General features: G+C 61.1%; 17 protein-coding genes. 13 read left to right on the forward strand and 4 right to left on the reverse strand.

The features are described from left to right. The first annotated feature begins 253 nt into the window (after nt 1-253). The gene (locus QWI75_RS00615; RefSeq protein WP_289266744.1) at nt 254-649 is read left to right on the forward strand and encodes a tetratricopeptide repeat protein; all 396 of its coding nucleotides are present in this window, start codon (nt 254-256) and stop codon (nt 647-649) included. 86 nt (nt 650-735) lie between these two features. Here the strand turns inward: QWI75_RS00615 and QWI75_RS00620 are convergent, their stop codons facing one another. Then, the gene (locus tag QWI75_RS00620) at nt 736-1794 is read right to left on the reverse strand and encodes a class I SAM-dependent methyltransferase (RefSeq protein WP_289266745.1); all 1059 of its coding nucleotides are present in this window, start codon (nt 1792-1794) and stop codon (nt 736-738) included. A gap of 186 nt (nt 1795-1980) precedes the next feature. Between QWI75_RS00620 and QWI75_RS00625 the strand changes: the two genes are divergently transcribed. The 3 genes from QWI75_RS00625 to QWI75_RS00635 all read left to right on the forward strand — a co-directional run bounded on the left by QWI75_RS00625 (nt 1981) and on the right by QWI75_RS00635 (nt 4285). Then, nucleotides 1981-2967: a GlxA family transcriptional regulator gene (locus QWI75_RS00625; RefSeq protein WP_289271625.1), complete on the forward strand. Its 987-nt coding sequence runs from the start codon at nt 1981-1983 to the stop codon at nt 2965-2967. Between the two features lie 163 nt (nt 2968-3130). Next, entirely contained in the window at nt 3131-3604 is a 474-nt protein-coding gene (locus tag QWI75_RS00630) for a hypothetical protein (protein WP_289266746.1), read from the forward strand. A 126-nt stretch (nt 3605-3730) separates the two neighbouring features. Continuing rightward, entirely contained in the window at nt 3731-4285 is a 555-nt protein-coding gene (locus QWI75_RS00635) for a hypothetical protein (protein ID WP_289266747.1), read from the forward strand. A 250-nt stretch (nt 4286-4535) separates the two neighbouring features. Here the strand turns inward: QWI75_RS00635 and rbp are convergent, their stop codons facing one another. Then, nucleotides 4536-4841: an RNA-binding regulator gene (rbp, locus tag QWI75_RS00640; protein WP_289266748.1), complete on the reverse strand. Its 306-nt coding sequence runs from the start codon at nt 4839-4841 to the stop codon at nt 4536-4538. 422 nt (nt 4842-5263) lie between these two features. Here rbp and QWI75_RS00645 point away from each other — a divergent pair, with 422 nt between their 5' ends. From QWI75_RS00645 to QWI75_RS00675, 7 genes are all read left to right on the forward strand, one after another. After that, nucleotides 5264-5656 (forward strand): hypothetical protein, encoded by a 393-nt coding sequence (locus QWI75_RS00645; RefSeq protein WP_289266749.1) that lies wholly within the window; start codon nt 5264-5266, stop codon nt 5654-5656. A 48-nt stretch (nt 5657-5704) separates the two neighbouring features. Further along, nucleotides 5705-7066, forward strand: coding sequence for a flavin monoamine oxidase family protein (locus tag QWI75_RS00650; RefSeq protein ID WP_289266750.1), 1362 nt, complete (start codon nt 5705-5707; stop codon nt 7064-7066). A gap of 129 nt (nt 7067-7195) precedes the next feature. Beyond that, nucleotides 7196-7594 (forward strand): secondary thiamine-phosphate synthase enzyme YjbQ, encoded by a 399-nt coding sequence (locus QWI75_RS00655; protein ID WP_289266751.1) that lies wholly within the window; start codon nt 7196-7198, stop codon nt 7592-7594. 225 nt (nt 7595-7819) lie between these two features. Then, entirely contained in the window at nt 7820-8554 is a 735-nt protein-coding gene (locus tag QWI75_RS00660) for a zinc metalloprotease (protein WP_289266752.1), read from the forward strand. Nucleotides 8555-8570: 16 nt separating this feature from the next. Further along, the gene (locus tag QWI75_RS00665; protein WP_289266753.1) at nt 8571-9545 is read left to right on the forward strand and encodes a hypothetical protein; all 975 of its coding nucleotides are present in this window, start codon (nt 8571-8573) and stop codon (nt 9543-9545) included. A 69-nt stretch (nt 9546-9614) separates the two neighbouring features. Then, nucleotides 9615-10298, forward strand: a complete 684-nt coding sequence (locus QWI75_RS00670; protein ID WP_289266754.1) for an HAD family hydrolase — start codon at nt 9615-9617, stop codon at nt 10296-10298. A 46-nt stretch (nt 10299-10344) separates the two neighbouring features. After that, the gene (locus QWI75_RS00675) at nt 10345-10695 is read left to right on the forward strand and encodes a DUF5069 domain-containing protein (protein ID WP_289266755.1); all 351 of its coding nucleotides are present in this window, start codon (nt 10345-10347) and stop codon (nt 10693-10695) included. Between the two features lie 97 nt (nt 10696-10792). Here QWI75_RS00675 and QWI75_RS00680 read toward each other — a convergent pair whose 3' ends face one another. Both QWI75_RS00680 and QWI75_RS00685 read right to left on the reverse strand, forming a co-directional pair. Continuing rightward, the gene (locus QWI75_RS00680) at nt 10793-11554 is read right to left on the reverse strand and encodes a PaeR7I family type II restriction endonuclease (RefSeq protein ID WP_289266756.1); all 762 of its coding nucleotides are present in this window, start codon (nt 11552-11554) and stop codon (nt 10793-10795) included. Continuing rightward, complete coding sequence (locus QWI75_RS00685; protein ID WP_289266757.1) at nt 11544-13262, reverse strand: Eco57I restriction-modification methylase domain-containing protein; 1719 nt, start codon at nt 13260-13262, stop codon at nt 11544-11546. Before QWI75_RS00685 ends, QWI75_RS00680 begins: the two co-directional genes overlap by 11 nt. A gap of 240 nt (nt 13263-13502) precedes the next feature. On the opposite strand from QWI75_RS00685, the gene QWI75_RS00690 reads away from it, so the two are divergent. Together QWI75_RS00690 and QWI75_RS00695 are read left to right on the forward strand one after the other, a co-directional pair. Then, nucleotides 13503-16106, forward strand: a complete 2604-nt coding sequence (locus tag QWI75_RS00690) for a sigma 54-interacting transcriptional regulator (protein WP_289266758.1) — start codon at nt 13503-13505, stop codon at nt 16104-16106. Between the two features lie 320 nt (nt 16107-16426). After that, nucleotides 16427-17581: an efflux RND transporter periplasmic adaptor subunit gene (locus tag QWI75_RS00695; RefSeq protein WP_289266759.1), complete on the forward strand. Its 1155-nt coding sequence runs from the start codon at nt 16427-16429 to the stop codon at nt 17579-17581. The last annotated feature ends 33 nt before the right edge of the window (nt 17582-17614 follow it).

A 17614-nucleotide genomic window follows, 5' to 3' on the forward strand; every position in this document is an offset into this window, starting at 1 on the left:
CCTGAGCCCTTCCCAATGAGATTCACTGGCCTCCCGGAGCAAGGATTCTGTCTCGGTTACGGTGTCGCCGGTGACCACGCAGCCCCGTAAGTCCGGAGCGTATGCCGTAGAGTCGGTAGGCGCGTTCTCGCGTGGTCTCAAATGGGAGCGGCATACCGCATGTCATGGCGCGCCACGTGCGCGTAGCCTTCGCCTGTTCGCTGTATTAGACTGATGAGTCACGGATCAACGACATCTCACCGAGGAGGATGCCATGAGACTAGGATCTGTTGTTCTCGGACTCGTCCTCTTTGTGGCCAACGGGTTCGTTGGGTGCGAGCCAAGCCAAACCGGAGGCGGAGCAAGGAAAGCCGGAGCGGCGGCCGATGCTCCACTGTTTGCCCCGGCCAGTTCGGCCGCTCGAATGGCCAATGACGAGGGGGTGGGACACTACCAGCAGGGGCATTGGGATGTGGCAATGGAGCATTTCCAGAAGGCCGTCAAGGCCGATCCCAATTCGGCCGTCGTGCACTACAACGTCGCGCTGACCTTGGACAAGATGGGCAAACATGACGAGGCCACCGCGTCATTTAAGAAAGCCTTGGAGTTGGCCCCGAGCGAGCCTGCCATCACGGGCTCGGACATTCTCAAGAAGCACCTGGGGATGTAAGCAAGAAGGCCGCCGGGGGTTCGCTCCACGATAATCAGGGCCAGTCTGCTTCTCTCAAGGATCGCAACACAGATTGCCGCAACCTGTTACATCCGGGCTTCGAGCACCAGGTTGAACGGCGTCTGGGTCGCGCGGCGAAAAGTCCGAAAGCCCGCCTTTTGGAACACAGCCCTCAGCCGCGCTTCTCCGGCCTGCGCTCCGAGCGCCGCCCTCCCCTCTTCCGACAACGAGTGCGCGCAACAGATGGCGGTGGAGGCGGCATAGTAGAGGCGACCGACAGGGGTGAGGTTGTCTTCGACCCGATCGTGGGCAAAGGGCTCGACCAGCATCACCGTGCCCTCTTCGGCGAGGGCCGCTGCGGCATGCTGCGCGGCGGCGACGGGATCGCCCATGTCGTGGAGGCAATCGAAGAAACAGATCAGATCGAACCCCTGCGGCGGATACGACTGCGCGGTCGCGACCTCGAACGTCACGGAGAGACCGGCGTTTGCGCGCCGCGCCTGCTCCTGGGCCGCCGCAACGGATTCTTCGTGGTTGTCGAATCCCCAAAATCGTGAGTTCGGAAAGGCGGCGGCCATCAGCAAGGTCGAATGGCCGTGCCCGCAGCCGATGTCGGCGACCTTCGCGCCCTGTTTCAGCTTCTCGATCACGCCCGGCAAGGCCGGCAGCCAGGCTTGCAGGAGCGATCCGCGATAACAATTTCGGTAGAAGGCCGCGACGCCGCACGACAGCCGCTCGTGGTGGTCGCCCCAGGCGATGCCCTCTCCCGTCCGAAACGCCCGGGCGACCTTGTCTTCGTCGAACCACATGGAGGCCGGCACGTTCCAGGCCGGCGGGAGGAAGAGCGGGCTCTCCTCGTCGGCCAACACCAAGGCCTGTTCGGGCGGAAGTTCATAGGTCTCGCTCGTGGCATGGTACCGGACATAGCCGCCCGCCGCCTGGCTGTTCAGCCATTCGCGCAGGTAGCGTTCGTCGCAGCCGGCGCGCTGCGCGACTTCCCGCGGGCTCAGCGGGCCGGCGCCGGCCATGGCCTTGTACAGGCCCAGCCGGTGGCCGAGCGACACCATGACGCCGCCATAACTTGCAGACAGATCGTTGACGGCCCGTTCCAAGAACTGGTCGAGCGCTTGTTGATTGATCGGCATGTGGTCCTCCTTTGGTGAATCAACCATGATGCCGTATCCTATGGGTTGCGACGACGGAAGGGCAGGGCTAGACTGGCCACTTTCGGTTCATTTATGCCATCCCCCGCAACCGCACAGCCACATTCCGACCCTCGGCACGTCAGCCTGGTTGTGATCCCAGAGGTGATGGTGTCGCCTTTGAGCGGCATGTATGACGTGCTCACCTGTTTCGAGTTCCTTGGGAGCTTAGACGAGGCGGTGCCGTCGTCAGCTCCCTTTCGGGTGGAGTTTGTCTCGACCAGGGGCGGGCGGGTGGAGACGGCAAGCGGACTGCCTGTTGAAGTGCACCGATCGCTGGGCGAGGTCACTTCGACCGAGATCGTGATCGTCCCTTCCCTCCTGGTCGAGCATGGCGACTGGGTGCCGGGACGCCATGCCGAGATGGTGCGATGGCTCCTGGAGATGAACCGCAGGGGTGCGCTGCTCTGCTCGGCCTGCTCGGGCGTCCTGTTGCTGGCTGAAACGGGGCTGCTGGACGGAGAAGATGCGACGATCCACTGGGCCTATGCGCCCACATTCCGCAAGAATTTCCCCGCCGTTCGACTGTCCCTTGAGAAAGTGCTCGTGGCTTCGGGGGAGCGGGCGCAATTCGTGATGGCCGGCGCGTCCGCCTCCTGGCATGATTTGGTGCTGTACCTCGTGGCCAGATTCGTCGGGCCGACCGCGGCTCAGGCAATCTCCAAATTCATGCTTCTCCAGTGGCACCAGGACGGCCAGACGCCATACATCGCGTTTCGACCGAGTCTCGACCATGGGGACGCCATGGTGCTCGCGACGCAGGAATGGCTGGCAGGCCATTTCTCCGTGGCCAAACCCGTCGAAGAGGCGGTGAAACGGTCCGGGCTCCCCGAGCGAAGTTTCAACCGGCGGTTCACCCAGGCGACGGGCTATTCACCGATGGCCTACATCCAGAACCTGCGTGTGCATGAGGCCAAGCGCCGGCTCGAACGGACGGAGGAGGCAATCGATGAGATCAGTTGGAACGTCGGCTACGAGGACCCGGCGTTCTTTCGGCGACTGTTCAAGCGCCTGACCGGGATCACCCCGGGCGCGTACCGCCGCAAGTTCAAGGTGCCCCTTGTGACGACAAATACGCTGCCATCAGGACAAACGGGGGCGTTATCTCGTTCATAGGCCCCGTTTCCAGTCGAGAACCGACAATGGGGCAAGGGGGACAGAACCTTCTCCGGCGCTTGCCGAGTGATGGATCCGTGTCCGACTTTGCAGGAGACTGGCCGGAGCAGGCTTACTAGCCGGTAATGAGGAATGTCTACGGCATAAATCAGGAGGCACACCAATGCGCAAGCGAATCATCGCCGAAGTCCAGAAAGAAAGCGTATCGGCTGAACAGGAGTGGTTGAATGTGGAGGGGATCGCGGAAGTGGAAATCACCTCAGAGGACGCCGCTCATCCGATTGAGTCCGCATTGCTGGGCGGTCGGGCTTCGGGGTGGCGTGCTGCAGGGCCTGGAAAACAGACAATCCGGCTTCTCTTCGACCATCCGCAACGACTACGGCGGATCTGGATGAATTTTGTGGAGCCCGGAGCCGAACGTACGCAAGAGTACGTCTTGCGCTGGTCGTCGGATCGTGGGCAGTCCTTCCGGGAAATCGTGCGGCAGCAGTGGAACTTCAGTCCACAGGGCGCAACGAGCGAGATAGAAGATCATCATGTCGAACTTCCGGCGGTCACGGTGCTCGAATTGAGCATCATTCCGGACATCAGTGGAGGGAATGCGCCCGCGTCATTGGCACAGTTGCGGCTTGCGTAACCCCGCCCTCAACTGGCTGCCCAACCGCATGGCTCTTGGATGCCTGAAACCATCTCGCGGCGCGTGGCGGGCCTGACCATTCTCCATGACGGGTCGTCATGACTGAGCCGTTCACCTGACGAGCAGATGGATATCGTTTCCCACGGGCTTTGGGGCGCGCTTGCGTTCGGTCGAAAGAGCCGATCGAGTTTTTGGCTGGCGTTCGGGATCGGCGTCGCTCCGGATCTCCTGTCGTTCGGAATTCTTTGGACGGCGGCCATGGTCGGGCTTGAAGACACACCCGATTTCAGCCATGGCACTCCCCCCGAATCTTCCATCCCGCTCTATGTGCACCATCTCTACAACGTCACCCATAGCGCCGTCGTGTTCCTGATCGTATTTCTCGCCGTGTGGTTCTTTCTGAAGCGGCCGCTCTGGGAGCTCGCCGCCTGGGGTCTGCACGTGCTGGTCGACGTGCCCACGCATTCGCATGCCTTCTTTCCGACGCCGGTCCTGTGGCCGCTCGTCGATTGGAAGTTCAACGGGTGGCAATGGATGACGCCGGCCATCCTCATCCCCAACTTTGTGCTGCTGTCGCTGCTCTATGCCTGGTACTTCTCGCGACGGTATTGGATGAGCAGGCAGAAACATACGGTGCAAAAGGCTGTTCTCGACCATTTCGAGGAAAGACCATGGTCGTAAGGAGCGGTCACGGCCGATGCGGACTGGGTTATGGGCAGCGAGGTCCGACCTGATCGAGGATGGACGGCGGACCGCTTCCGCTCGGATCGCCAACCGGTTTGCAGGAGACCCCCTGCACGGGGGCGTCGGCGTTCTCGGCCGGGTTGTTACGGGTTGTTACCGGGAGGAATCGACCTCTGGGGTATGGAGACGGAGCGTGATCGAACGGGGGACACCTGAGTCAGGCGTCCCCCGCTTGTAGCCTGTCGCGTTAGAAGCGGTTGCGCCGGCCGAAATCGTTGCCACGTCCGCTATCGCCGGAGCGCGGCTCCTGCGGCTTGGCTTCGTTCACGGTCAGGGACCGCCCGTCCATCTGTGTGCCGTTTAAGGCGGTCATCGCCGTTCGGGCTTCCTCAGATGTGGCCATTTCGACAAACCCGAAGCCTCGGGACTGTCCGGTGAACTTGTCGGTGATCACACGGGCCGACTCGACAGTGCCGTGCGATGCGAACAAGGTGGTGAGTTCCGTTTCGGTCGCCGCGTAGGGCAACCCGCCGACATAAAGTTTTGAACCCATGGGGGTTCCTCCTTCTGATGATGATATTGTCGGAGACGCGAGAAGAACTTCACGAGGGGAAGGAGAGGCCAGAAGACGCAATCGAGGAGGCGGCTTAGGTCAGACTTCCGATCAGATTCTCGGTAACCACAACATCGTGATGGGCCGTTCGATTCTTCATTCCACGCAAGGCCCGCCGCGATGGAACTGTCCTACGCTACCACACCGGTCATGAAATAGCCATACGTTCAGGCGAGCGGCCTGTTCGGTCTCTTGTTGGGCTGGCCGAACCAGCGGCGGTGTCCTTGGCGTGACCGTCGGCGCCGATCGGTCGCGCGCGCTTCATCGATCCGCGTTCTCCTCCCCCTTTCTTAGGGACCTGGTTCGCTTTACGCTGGTGTCAGCGGACTGCATTGAGGCCAACCACAAAAGAGGTGTTCGCGATGATGCCGTATCCGGAAGCTCGCCCCAAGGACGAACCGCGTCGGTCGTCCGGTTTCTTCATTCCCGCTGTGTGTCTGGCCGTGCTCGTCTTGCTTCCCTGGAGCGCGATCGCCGGGGCCGACGATCGCGCCCCCGCTCAGACCCCTCAGTCGTCGAGCGCTACGGAAGAAACAAGAAAAAAGCTCGATGGACCGAGCAACACGCCTTCGGGCGGGACGCTGCCTGGGGGACCGGTTCCTGGTGGCACCGTGCCTGGAGGGACTGTTCCCGGCGGGACTCTTCCAGGTGGAACGGTGCCCGGCGGTCCGGCGCCGGGAGGACCTGTTCCCGGTGGGACCGTCCCAGGCGGCACCGTGCCGGGTGGTCCGGTCCCCGGCGGACCCCTGCCGTAATTTCACGCCATTCACGGTGACCTTCCTGCGTCATTCATAGGACTTGCTATGGCGAACACTCGAATCCTGAGTGGTCGGTCTGTCGTCGTCGCGGGCGCGGGGCTTGCGGGCCTCGCGGCCGCCGTCCGGTTGCAGCAGTCAGGCGCACAGGTCACGGTGCTGGAGGCGCGAGACCGAGTCGGCGGCCGCGTCTGGACCGTACGTAACGGGTTCGCCGACGGCCAGCATGCGGAGGCCGGCGCGGATCTGATCGAGACGGATCATGACGCCATCCGTCGATTGGCCGGTCAGGTGGGGTTGTCGTTGACGCCGGTCCTTGAAGGTGGATTTGCATTCGTTCGCCGTGATTCTCGACGGTATCCCTCCAACCCGGTCTCAATCGCCCGTGGATTCTGGCCAGAAATTGCGAAGCTCTGTGAGCCATGGGTCAGGGCCTACCGTCTGACCGAGCAGCGTTGGGATAGTCCCATTGCGCGAGTTTTGGCCAATCAATCGGTGGCGGACTGGCTCGATCAGATCCGCGCCGACCGGCGGATCCGCGCGGCCGTGCAGGGCATGCGGGGGTTCTTCCTGGCCGATCCCGAAGAGCTCTCTTTGCTCGCCTTGGTGGATCAGCTTGCCTCCGAGTCGCAGGGACAGAGCCGGTTCTATCGGATCAAAGGCGGCAATGATCAGTTAGCAACTGGTCTCGCCCGGATGTTGCGCGAACCGGTGCAGCTCCACACCACGGTGCTCGCGGTTACGCAGCGTCGAGGCGGGGTGCGGGTCACGGTCAGCGGGTCGGATGGAATCCAAGCGAAGATCGCCGCGGATGTTCTCGTGCTTGCGCTGCCCGCCACGACGTTGCGGCGGATCGTGTTCACGCCTCCGTTGCCGGCCTTGCAACGTCGTGCCATCAGGGATCTGCGCTATGGCCGGGCGACGAAGACCCAGCTCCAGTTCGACCGTCGATTCTGGCAGCGGCAGGGGCGCCCGCGTGCCTACGGCACGGATCTGCCGATCGGCGCGATCTGGGATGCCAACGAGGAACAGCGCGGGAACGCCGGCATCTTGACGTTGCTCGCCGGTGGCTCGGCCAGCATCGAGACAGAAAGGCTCCTGGCCCAGCGCGGGATCAGAGGTCTGACGGACCATTTGAGGTGGCTCGGCGCGGCACAGGCTTCGGTGCTGGCCTCTCGAGCGGTCTGCTGGACGGACGATCCTTGGGCTCAGGGAGGCTACGCCTTCTTCCATCGCGACTACGACCCGGAACTCCGGGCCTGGCTCGCCAGGCCCCATGGCCGAGTGCTGTTCGCCGGCGAGCACACCAGCCTGCGCTGGCAGGGATACATGAACGGCGCCGTCGAAAGCGGATGGCGAGCCGCTGCGGAAGTGGAGGCGTTGAGTCGGCAGTTATGCTCCCGCGCGTGATGCGCTCGTACGATCGCTTGTTCTCACGAATGGACGGTCGTCTCCGAGGCCGGTGTGACATGCCTTTCGTCACTCGATCGTCTTGTGTAAGGTTCGGGCACCGATTTATCCTGGGAGGCAGGAACGCCCATGCCGGAAATCCTGCGCGTCAACACCAGCCATCTCAAACAAGTCGTGGACCTGACCGATCCGGTCGAAGCGCTGATCCGTAAGGCACAAATGCGAGAGGGACTCTGCTCCCTCTTCATTACCCACACGACCGCCGCTCTGACCACCGGAGAGATCGGGGAAGGGACCGAACTGGATCTATTGGAAGTCGTGGAACAGATGATCCCGAAGATTCAGTTCCGGCACGCCCATGATCCGTCTCATGCGTGGTCGCATATGGCCGCGTCTCTTCTCGGTCCGTCCCTCACGATCCCGGTCTCGGCCGGCCAACTGGCCCTCGGCACCTGGCAATCCGTGCTGTTGGTGGAGTTGGACGGCCCGCGCGAGCGGGACGTGCACGTGACGTTGATGCCGTCCTGATCACAGAGTCCTCCCGCGCAAACGGAAACCGGCGGCGATGGTCCCTCGCGAGACCATGGCATATACGTATTGCGCCGAAACCTGCGTTGACATTCGCCTTCCCAGGGTCTAGGTTGGTGACACCGTCTGTTCTTGAGCATGCTCCTTTCTGTCGCTCCAGCGAGGTGCACGATGGTGGCAAGACCTGATCCACCCGCCGCTTCCCGACCGGGTTTTCGGTTCAGGATGATGGCAGCCGCTCCGGCCCTGTGCTGGTTCCTGGCGTCCTGCGTGTCGCTCGAATTCGACCGGATGACGGGCACCACCTTCCCGCCGCCGCAGATGGTCAACGGCCAGCCGGTGACCTTGGAAACCATCTACAATGCCGCCGGCATCAAGCTGGACGTGCAGGAAGACGACACGGCGATTCAGCCGCTCAATATCGCGGAGGACGACTGCATCAGCGACGCCGAGTTGACGACGGTGGAGAACGGCCATCGGCACCTCTCGCTGTTCCCGACCTCCGTCTGCCCCTTTCAGTTTTGCAACACGTACCACCTTTACGGCGTCGTCGTGAACCACCACGGCACGTTCGGGGACGCCTGCGCGCCAAATGCCATTCAGGTTCTGGGCAAGATGTGGCAGGGTCATACGCGCTCGGCTTTTGCCATCTTCTACCAGGCGTCCACGATTCAAGCCGGCGGTCCCGAGTACCTGCGGACGACGGCCCATGAAATCGGCCATGCATTCAACCTCCATCACAGCGACGGCGACGGAGTCTCGATCATGACGCAAACCGGCGACCTCGAAGACGATCCGGCCTGGGCCTTTTCGGACCAGAGCCGGGAGCATTTGGAGAGCCATCCGGCTCAGTGCAAATTTCCCGGCGCCGTCGGCGCCGCGCCGTTCACCTGGGTGAACAACGAACACGCGGCCTGGTTTCATCCTGATGAGGTATTAACGGTCACAACCTGTGAGTGAGGCCGAAGGTCGTTTCATGGACAGGGTCTGCCAGCCACGGGGAAACAAAGCCTGCGTCGGCATCTGCATGGTGACCGTGTTGGCCCTGGCGCTGCTCGCAGGTCATGGGTTAGCCCAGGACCGTCCGGGAAGCGCCTCACTTGAGCTCAAGCTTGAAATCGGAAAGACGACCCTGGTCTTCGGAGAGCCAGTCTACGCCACGGTCCGGCTGATCAATACGGGGCAGGCGCCGGTGAAGGTGTCCAGATTGCTCGATCCGCAAACGGGCGGCGTCCATATTGAAGTTGCGAGCCCCAGCCGCCCGCGCTTCATCTACCTGCCTCTGTTCGTGAGCGATGCCGTTGAGACACGCGCGTCCGCGCTCGCGCCGGGCGAGGAAATCGCCGCCGCGTTTCCGATTTTTTATGGCGCCTTGGGATGGACGTTTCACCGGCCGGAGACCTATGGCATCGTCGCCGGATACGGCTATTCGAGCGGCGCGCAGCATGTGCTGGTGCAATCCAACCCCGTGAGTGTGGCGGTCGTCGACGAGGGCGGGGCCGGGGCGCTGTTGATGGGTGGCACCCCTGCGAGCGAGGAGGCGGGAAAGTTCCTCCTGTGGCAGCGCGGCGATCACCTGGAGGCCGGGCAAGCCCTGCTGACCGATCTGCTCAAGACGTTCCCCGATTCGCCGGTGGCTGATTATGCGCGGTTGGCATTCGGGAGAAACTTAAGCCGCAGCTTTCGCAACTACGCCGTGGGCAGGATCCGCCCCGCCGACTGTGAAGCGGCATTGGAGTATTTTCGCAAGGTGCGGACCGATCGGCTACCGGCATTGCTGCAAGTTCAACAACATTTGGATGAGGCTCGCTGCCTGACCCGGTTGTCGAAACCGGACCAGGCGGAAGCCTCGCTGAAGCAGGCCAAACAGGCCGACGGGGATCGACCGGAGTTTCGGCGGTTGTTTCAACAAGCGGTGCGGTTGGAACCGGCGTTGATGCGGGCGCCGTAGCCGGCTCTTTCGTATGGTGGTGCAGGTCGTGTGCGATACGCGGACCGGACGGGGTTGACAGAGCCAGCCATGGCGTTGCCGGACGTGGTCGTGCTCTTCGACGTGGACAATACGTTGCTGGACAATGATCGCGTCACGGCCGACCTGAAACAGCACCTGCGGCAAGAGGTGGGCCCGAAGCGGGAAGAACTCTACTGGACGATCTTCGAGCAGTTGCGCCGCGAATTGGGCTATGCGGACTACCTCGGCGCGCTGCAACGCTATCGCCTCGAGCATCCGCGCGATCCGCATCTGCTCACGGTCTCGCGCTTTCTCGTGAACTATCCCTTCGCCGAGCGGCTGTTTCCACGGGCGATTGAGGTCGTCAAGCATGTGAAACCTTGGGGAAGAGCCGCTATTCTGTCGGACGGCGACGTGGTGTTTCAGCCGAGAAAGATCGAACGGTCCGGGCTCTTTGAGGCGGTCGAAGGCCGTGTGCTCATCTACATTCACAAGGAGCAGGAGCTGGACGACGTGGAACAACGCTATCCCGCCGACCACTATGTCCTGGTGGACGACAAGCTGCGGATTCTCACGGCGGTGAAGCAACGGTGGGGCTCGCGCGTGACCACCGTGTTCCCGCGACAGGGCCACTATGCCCACGATCCGGAGATCCTGCGCACGTTCCCATCCGCCGACCTGACGATCGAACGGATCGGTGACCTGCTGACCGTCGACCGAGAGACCATGCTTGCCGCGGCGCACGACAGGTAATTAACGGAGACGTTGTGATGTGCCGGTGCTTCGAAAGGAGCTTTCGATGAAAGAAGACCTCGATAAAGTGAAGCAACAGGCTCGCGATCTACGGGATGACAAGGAAGCCCCGCGCAGGCCGCGCGAGAAGCTGGCGGGTTATGCCTTGGCGGCGCGCGCATTGGACAAGTGCCGGGCCACGCTCGTGGGCTGGCAGGGCGAATACCTCTCCAACTGCCCGCTGGATCAACGGTGGCTGAAGTTTGCGGAGATCGACTACCAGGAGTTCAGGGCGTTCGTGGCCACCGGCGCGACCGATGACGAGGTGGCAAACTGGATCGGCCAGCATGCCAGGAAGCGCCCGCAGTCCGAGATCGACGCCTGGAACAAGAAGGAAGGCGCGGTGCAGCTCAGTTGAGCCGGCTGTGCCCGCCCACCTTTGACCCCACGATTTTTGAGGCAAGAGGAATTGGAAACGAGGGAACCGGTCAGCCCTCACACCTATACAGGCCTGACTACTCGCGACGACTTCCGAGGAAGGTGACGACATGACCTCGAAGCGCCGCTACGAAACGCCGGAAAGTCAAATCTGAGGCGGGCTGTGTGATTTTTGTTCTTGGTGAATTGGTGGCCATCAGGAAACAGGCTGAGGTATAGAGCCGCTCTAGTACCAAACGGCGACAGAGTAATTCGTATCGCTTGCTATAGGACACACCTTTGTATTGTGAGATACCTTTGCCTTTCCCCTGAGCCACACCACGGAACTCAGGATCAACATCGAAGTAAGGTTCCTTGTTTGCCACAGGTGTTTTCACGTTGTCACGATCTTCGAGGAGGAATAGGTAACCAAGAAACGGAGCAGGAGATTCGCCAAAGCGGCCTTCTCGGAAGGCCGTCCAAATGTCCTTGGCGCTGCCTACCGCCTCTTCGGCGCGGTTGTTGACGTTGTTGCCGATTGATTTGCCGGCCTGAGATTTGAATTCCATAGCTAAGACCAGCGTGCCGTTGGAGACGACGATCAGGTCCCACTTCTTCGTGGCTCGGAAGTACCCTGGTAGTTCCAATGCCGTCCGTGTACGTACATCGAGTTTCTTTAGCCCAGCCTCGCAAAGGATGTCTGAGACTAAAACCTCCAGTGCACCCATCTGGGTGCCTCCCGTCACTTCTCCTCGGGTACCTGCGTCAATTTTCCCGGATTGGACCTGCTTCTCTTTATTTTTCCTACGGGCGTCCCAGTAGCTTTGGACGGCAGCTTGCAGTCTGTTGTCAATGTCCAAGTGCTACCTCTAGCAGGTTTCTTTCTATTCCATACAACTCTATGGCCACTTGAGTTGCATGCTCCCGATCGCGACGACGGAATGCGTCTCTTAATTCATGAGATTGCAATTTGGACAGAGTTTTTGGATCGGGAACGCGAATCCGGCGTAGATACTGGGCTTGGAATCGCAAGTATCCGCCTCGCATGCGAACCCCATATGATTCCACAAAAAACTTTCCTACAGAGGACATGAGCAGACCTCCAAGTACTTCGAGGTCCCATTCATCCGACTGAACGAAATACAAATTGTGATGTGGGTACGTTTCGCCGCGATCTAAGACTGGCTCCAGCATGTTCTTAATATCAGGAATATAGAGCTTCTGCTTGTTGGTGAGGCCGTGGTTCACACGGTCTATAGTCTTATACCAGCCGTTCGCACTCTTCTGGGCAGTGTGGCGCTTCTTCAGTGCTACAGCGTGGTGTTCGTAATAGGCCTTCAGCTTGGGATAGGCATCCAGGTCTACCAACCCATCGTTGTTCCAAGGATTGACTAGATAATGCCCTGACCATCGTAATGTTCCACTGGCCAGGTCTTTCACGAGAGCCAGTTTCAGGAGGCGGGAGGGTTCCACAAGGTCGGCATCGGTTGTGATGTATATGCTGTCATTCCCTGTGGCGACGCCTATTCCTACCTTGGCGTTCGCCTCAAGGGGAGGAAATTCGTCTTCCAGCCGTCTGAGTAGCGCCAATTGCTCAGGGGAATGACAGGGCCATGGGTCCGCCCCTCTAAACCACGTGTTCACCACTGCCACTTGAATTCCTTGGACCGGCGTTGATGGCCCTCGTCGGTGTTTTTGGGTCAGAATCGTCGCCAACTGCTTTGGCTGAATGTTCTCAGATTCTGAACTGGCACTGCCCACAATGGCGGTCTTCTGTTTCTTATGCCGGATGATTGTGATAGCGGGATAGGCATCCACTCCATCCTCAAATGCGTTCACATTGTGCATGCTCAGAAGTACGTCGACGCTATAGACGGAAGTAATAAGCTGTCGTAGTTCTGCCCCATATTGATTACGCATCCAACGATCGGCACAGATAAACGCGCAGGTACCCCCAGGCTTAAGCTGGCGAAGAGCGGCTTCGAAAAAGGCCACATAGAGATCAGCTCGGCCGCGCATCGTTGTATATGCTTCGCGATACAACGAGGCAGTGTCCTCTGGCATATCTTCCAAGCGTACATATGGCGGATTGCCAATCACGAAATCCGCCTGCCTGGCGTTGGCATCAAAGAGATAGTCCCTTGTTACAACCCAGCTTTCGGCCAGTCGCTCAGCTAATGGGGGTGTGACTCCAGCATCAATTAGGATGCTTTTTACGAATGCACGGGCACGAGCAGCACTTCTCTCGTCCAACTCATATGCAATTAATGAATCTTTACAATCCGAAAAGGGCCTGCCTAGTTTCCGACAAGATTCCATGAGGCGCTCGACCATAGGACCGAGAAATGCGCCATCACCTGCTGCAGGTTCAACGGCCAAGACATCCACAAGATTCTTGTCCTGGCAGTAGCCGCTAAGATCGAGGATCAATTCCACAACCCAACGTTTCGTGAAAACAACCCCCTTGAGTTCGGCGATAGGAGTCGCGGGTTGGCGGATACAAGGGGTTATTAGTTGGAGCTGGATGCCTTGCGTCGGGATTGATGAAGTGGCCTGGCTGTTTATCACTGGGGCCTCGAACTCTTGAGGAGATCGGGGAGTGAAAGCGCTTGATACTAGCTTTTCCAATACTTATGTTCAAGGCGCCCACGACAGCTTTTCTGCCAGGCACAGAGAGAGAGAGATCTCTTGGGCACCGGCTAGGATCAAATCCTCCCACCGGGGGAGGATTCCCTCACTCTCTTTTCTAGCTGCCTCCCCACGCGGCCACGTGGGACCTTGTACTAGCCACCCATCGGAGGCCATACTATGCCGATGAATCAGCCGGAACTGCACTGCCCTGAACTCACGCACGAGTACCGAGCCCTGCTGGAGGTCACGGAGGCCATTGCCGCGCACCGTGACCTGCCCGAACTCTTTCGCGACCTCGCCCAACGTCTCCCGCAAGTCGTGCCGGTCAATTTCGTCGCGCTCTCCTTGCACGATCCGGTGCAGAACGTGATGCGGTTGCAGACCATCCAGGCGAACGTGCCGGCCGACCTGATCGGCGGCCACGTGGAGCCGGTGGACGACACGCCGGCCGGACTGGTGTGGCGCACCCAGCAGCCGCTCATCGTGCCGGACCTCGAGGCGGAAGCGCGTTGGCCGACGGTCATCGAGCGGATGAAGGAGGACGGCACGAAATCGGTGTGCATCGTGCCCTTGACCACGGCCGTGCGGCGGCTCGGCGCGATGGGCTTTGCGAGTCTCGAGAAAGAGGCCTACGGCGAAACGGATCTCCTGTTCCTCCAGCACGTCGGCAAGCAGGTGGCCGTGGCCGTGGACAACGTGCTCCATCATCAGGACCTCAGCCACGAACGGGACCGGTTGCGGCTGCTGCTGGAGGTCTCCGAGTCCATCGCGTCGCACCGCGACCTGACCGAGCTGTTTCACGATCTCGCGCAGCGTCTCCCCCAGGTCGTTCCGTTCGACTACATCAACGTCGTCCTGCACGATGCCGTCCGGCAGGTCATGCGCCTGTGGCTCCTGGTGACCTCGGAGCCCAGCACGATCAGCCCCGGCCTGGAAACGCCTGTTGAGGAGTCGCCCGGCGGATTCGTCTGGAAAACCCAACAGCCGTTGACCGTGAACGACATTACGCAGGAGCGCCGCTTCCCGAAACTGATGGCGATGCTGCGCGAGAACGGCGTGCAGTCCTTCTGCGCAGTGCCCCTCACGACGGCACAACGTCCGCTCGGGGCGATGGGATTCGGGAGCCTGCAGCGGAGGGTTTATCAAGAGGCCGAGATCGATTTCATGCAGCAGGTGGCGAAGCAGGTGGCGGTGGCCGTAGACAACGCGCTGAATTCCGAGGCCGCGCTGGCCTATCAGCGGCAATTGGCGCGCGAGCGCGACCGGCAGCGGTTGCTGTTGGAAGTCAACAACGCGGTCGTCGCCCATCTGGATCTCGATGATCTCTTCATGGCCGTCAGCGCCTGCTTAAGACGGGTCATCCAGCACGACGGGTCCAGCCTGCTGCTCTGCGATGCCGACAGCGGCGAGTGGCGCATCCGGGTGTTGGACTTTGCCAACAACGAAAGTTTCGTCGAGCAAGGACGAGTGGAAACGGTGACCTGGTCGCCGTGCTGCGTCGCCATCGAAACCGGGAAGGCGGCGGTGTTTCATGAGAGCGACTTAAAGGAGAAGGCGGCGACCTCGGACATCGCGCGGCACTTGTTGTCAAAAGGGGTGAAATCATACTGCAGCGTTCCGCTCCTGTCGCATCACCGCACGTTGGGAGCCTTGAATGTCGGCCGGCGGAAGGACGACCGCTTCACGCCGGAGGAGGTCGAGCTGCTGAGCCAAGTGGCGCAACAGATCGCGATCGCGGTCGAAAACGCGTTGGCCTTTCAGGAGATCGCCACGCTGAAGGAGAAGCTGAGCAAGGAGAAGCTCTATCTTGAGCGGGAGATTCAAACCGAATACAACTTCGAGGAGATCGTCGGCGAAAGCCAGAGTCTCAAGCGCGTCCTCAAGGATGTCGAGACCGTCGCCCGGACCGATTCCACCGTGTTGATCCTGGGCGAAACCGGCAGCGGCAAGGAGCTGATTGCCCGCGCGTTGCACAATCTCAGCGAGCGGCGGGACCGCACGTTCGTCAAGCTCAATTGCGCCGCGATTCCAACCGGGCTTCTGGAAAGCGAGCTCTTCGGGCACGAAAGGGGAGCCTTTACCGGCGCCATCGCCACCAAGATCGGCCGCTTCGAATTGGCTGACCGAGGCACCATCTTTCTCGACGAGGTGGGGGAAATCCCGCTGGAGTTGCAGGTCAAGCTGCTGCGCGTGTTGCAGGAACAGGAGTTCGAACGGTTGGGCGCAACCCGCACGATGCGCGTCAACGTCCGGGTCATCGCCGCGACGAATCGCGATCTCGCGCAGCTCGTGGATGAACAGAAGTTCCGGAGCGACCTGTACTACCGGCTCAAAGTGTTCCCGATCCTCGTGCCCCCGCTGCGGGAACGAGCCGAGGACATTCCCATGCTCGTCCGCCACTTCGTTCAGAAATTCGCGGCGCGGATGAAGAAGCGCATCGAGACGATTCCGGCCCAGGCGATGAAGGCCTTGCAGAGCTATTCGTGGCCGGGCAACATCCGGGAGCTGGAAAACTTTATCGAGCGGGCCGTGATCCTCACGCCCGGTAACGATCTCTTTGTCCCCTCGTCGGAATTGAAATTGTCGACGAGCGCGGCCACGAGCTCGGCGAACTCATTGAACGCGACCCTGGAGCAAGCTGAACGGGAACATATCCTCAAAGCTCTTCAGGAGAGTGACTGGGTGATCGGTGGCCCCACGGGAGCCGCTGCCCGGCTTGGCATGAAGCGCACGACCCTCCAGTCCAAGATTCAGAAGCTCGGCCTCACCCGCTCGAAATAGCGCCGATTTTTCGGCACGCGCCGAAAGATCGGCAGTCTATGTTCTATCTTCCTTTCCTATCAAAATCCTAACGACGACAGTCTCTCCACGAGAACAGTTCGAGAAATCCTCCTGCAATTCATCGGTTAACCATCGCACACTCGCGATCGGCCTTTCCGGGCACTTGATCATTTGCGGGAGGAATGGGTGTTGCTTTGCCCCGGGTGTAATGGTAGCGCGACGAGGGAAACTGTTTTGGGAGTTGCCATGAAGTCATTCTCTCACCCACTCATATCCGCGACGAAATTCCAGATCGGTCGGCGCTCGGGAGGGCGTCAGTCATGAGTCGTTCTCGCGTGAATCGTCCCCGTTGGATCGGATCTGCTCTGCTGCTCCTGATGGTGGTCTCGACCGGCGCCGGTCTGGCGACATGGAAATATGCGGCCATCCAGGACAGCGCCGCGGCTTCCGCCAACCAGCCGGAACCGATGGAATCCGTGATGGTCGCCGTGGCCGAAGAGCGTGAACACCGCCAGACCACCACCTCGATCGGCACGGTCTTGGCCTTGCGCTCGATCACGCTGCGCAACGAACTGGCCGGCACCGTCCGTCAGGTCCGGCTCACGCCCGGACAGATCGTCGAGGCCGGCACCGTGCTGGTCGCGCTGGATGTGGCGGTCGAGGAGGCCGAGCTGAAGGCGCAGAAGGCGCAGGCGGCGTTGGCCAAGACCGTGCTCGCCCGCCGGCAGCATTTAAGTCTGGATCTGGCGACGGCCCAGGAGGAAGTGGATCGCGCGCGCGCGGACCTGGATGTCGCGCTGGCCCAGATCGCGCGGACCGAGGCCATCATCGCCCGCAAGACCATCCGCGCGCCGTTCCGGGCCAAGGTCGGCATGGCGGACGTGCATCCAGGCCAGTACCTGAACGAGGGCACGCAACTGACGACCTTGCAAGGCGTCGACGAGGCGGCCCACGTGGACTTCACGGTTGCGCAGCAGGTGGCCGCGGGATTGCGGGAAGGCGAGCGAGTCGACGTGCTCGCCCCTGGTTCGTCGTCTCCGATTCAGGCCAAGATCGTCGCCATCGACGCCCGCGTCGATCCAACGACCCGGAATGCCATGGTGCGGGCGCGGATCGACCGTGCTGCTGAAGCCCCACCGCCCGGCGCCTCGGTTCGCGTGCTGGTTCCGATCGGCACGCTGCGCAAGGCCGTGGCTGTCCCGGTGAGCGCCCTGCGGAAGGGGCCGGGCGGCGATCAAGTGTTCGTCATCCAGACGGACCAGGAGGGGAAGACCAGGGCCTATGCGCGGCAAGTCGAGAGTGGGGCCATGGTTGGCGACGAGGTCGTGACCTATGCGGGGCTGAATCCCGGTGAACGGGTGGCCGCCTCCGGGTCCTTCAAGTTGCGCGACGGGGTGCTGGTCGCAGTCGCCGGCGATTATGGAAACCGTCAGGAGAGCGGGCAGGCGCAACCTCAGGTTCTGAGTCAACGCTGAGCGGAGCGGAAGGCTTCCGAGAGAAGGACCGTC

It is taken from the genome of Nitrospira tepida (assembly GCF_947241125.1).
Lineage (GTDB): Bacteria > Nitrospirota > Nitrospiria > Nitrospirales > Nitrospiraceae > Nitrospira_G > Nitrospira_G tepida.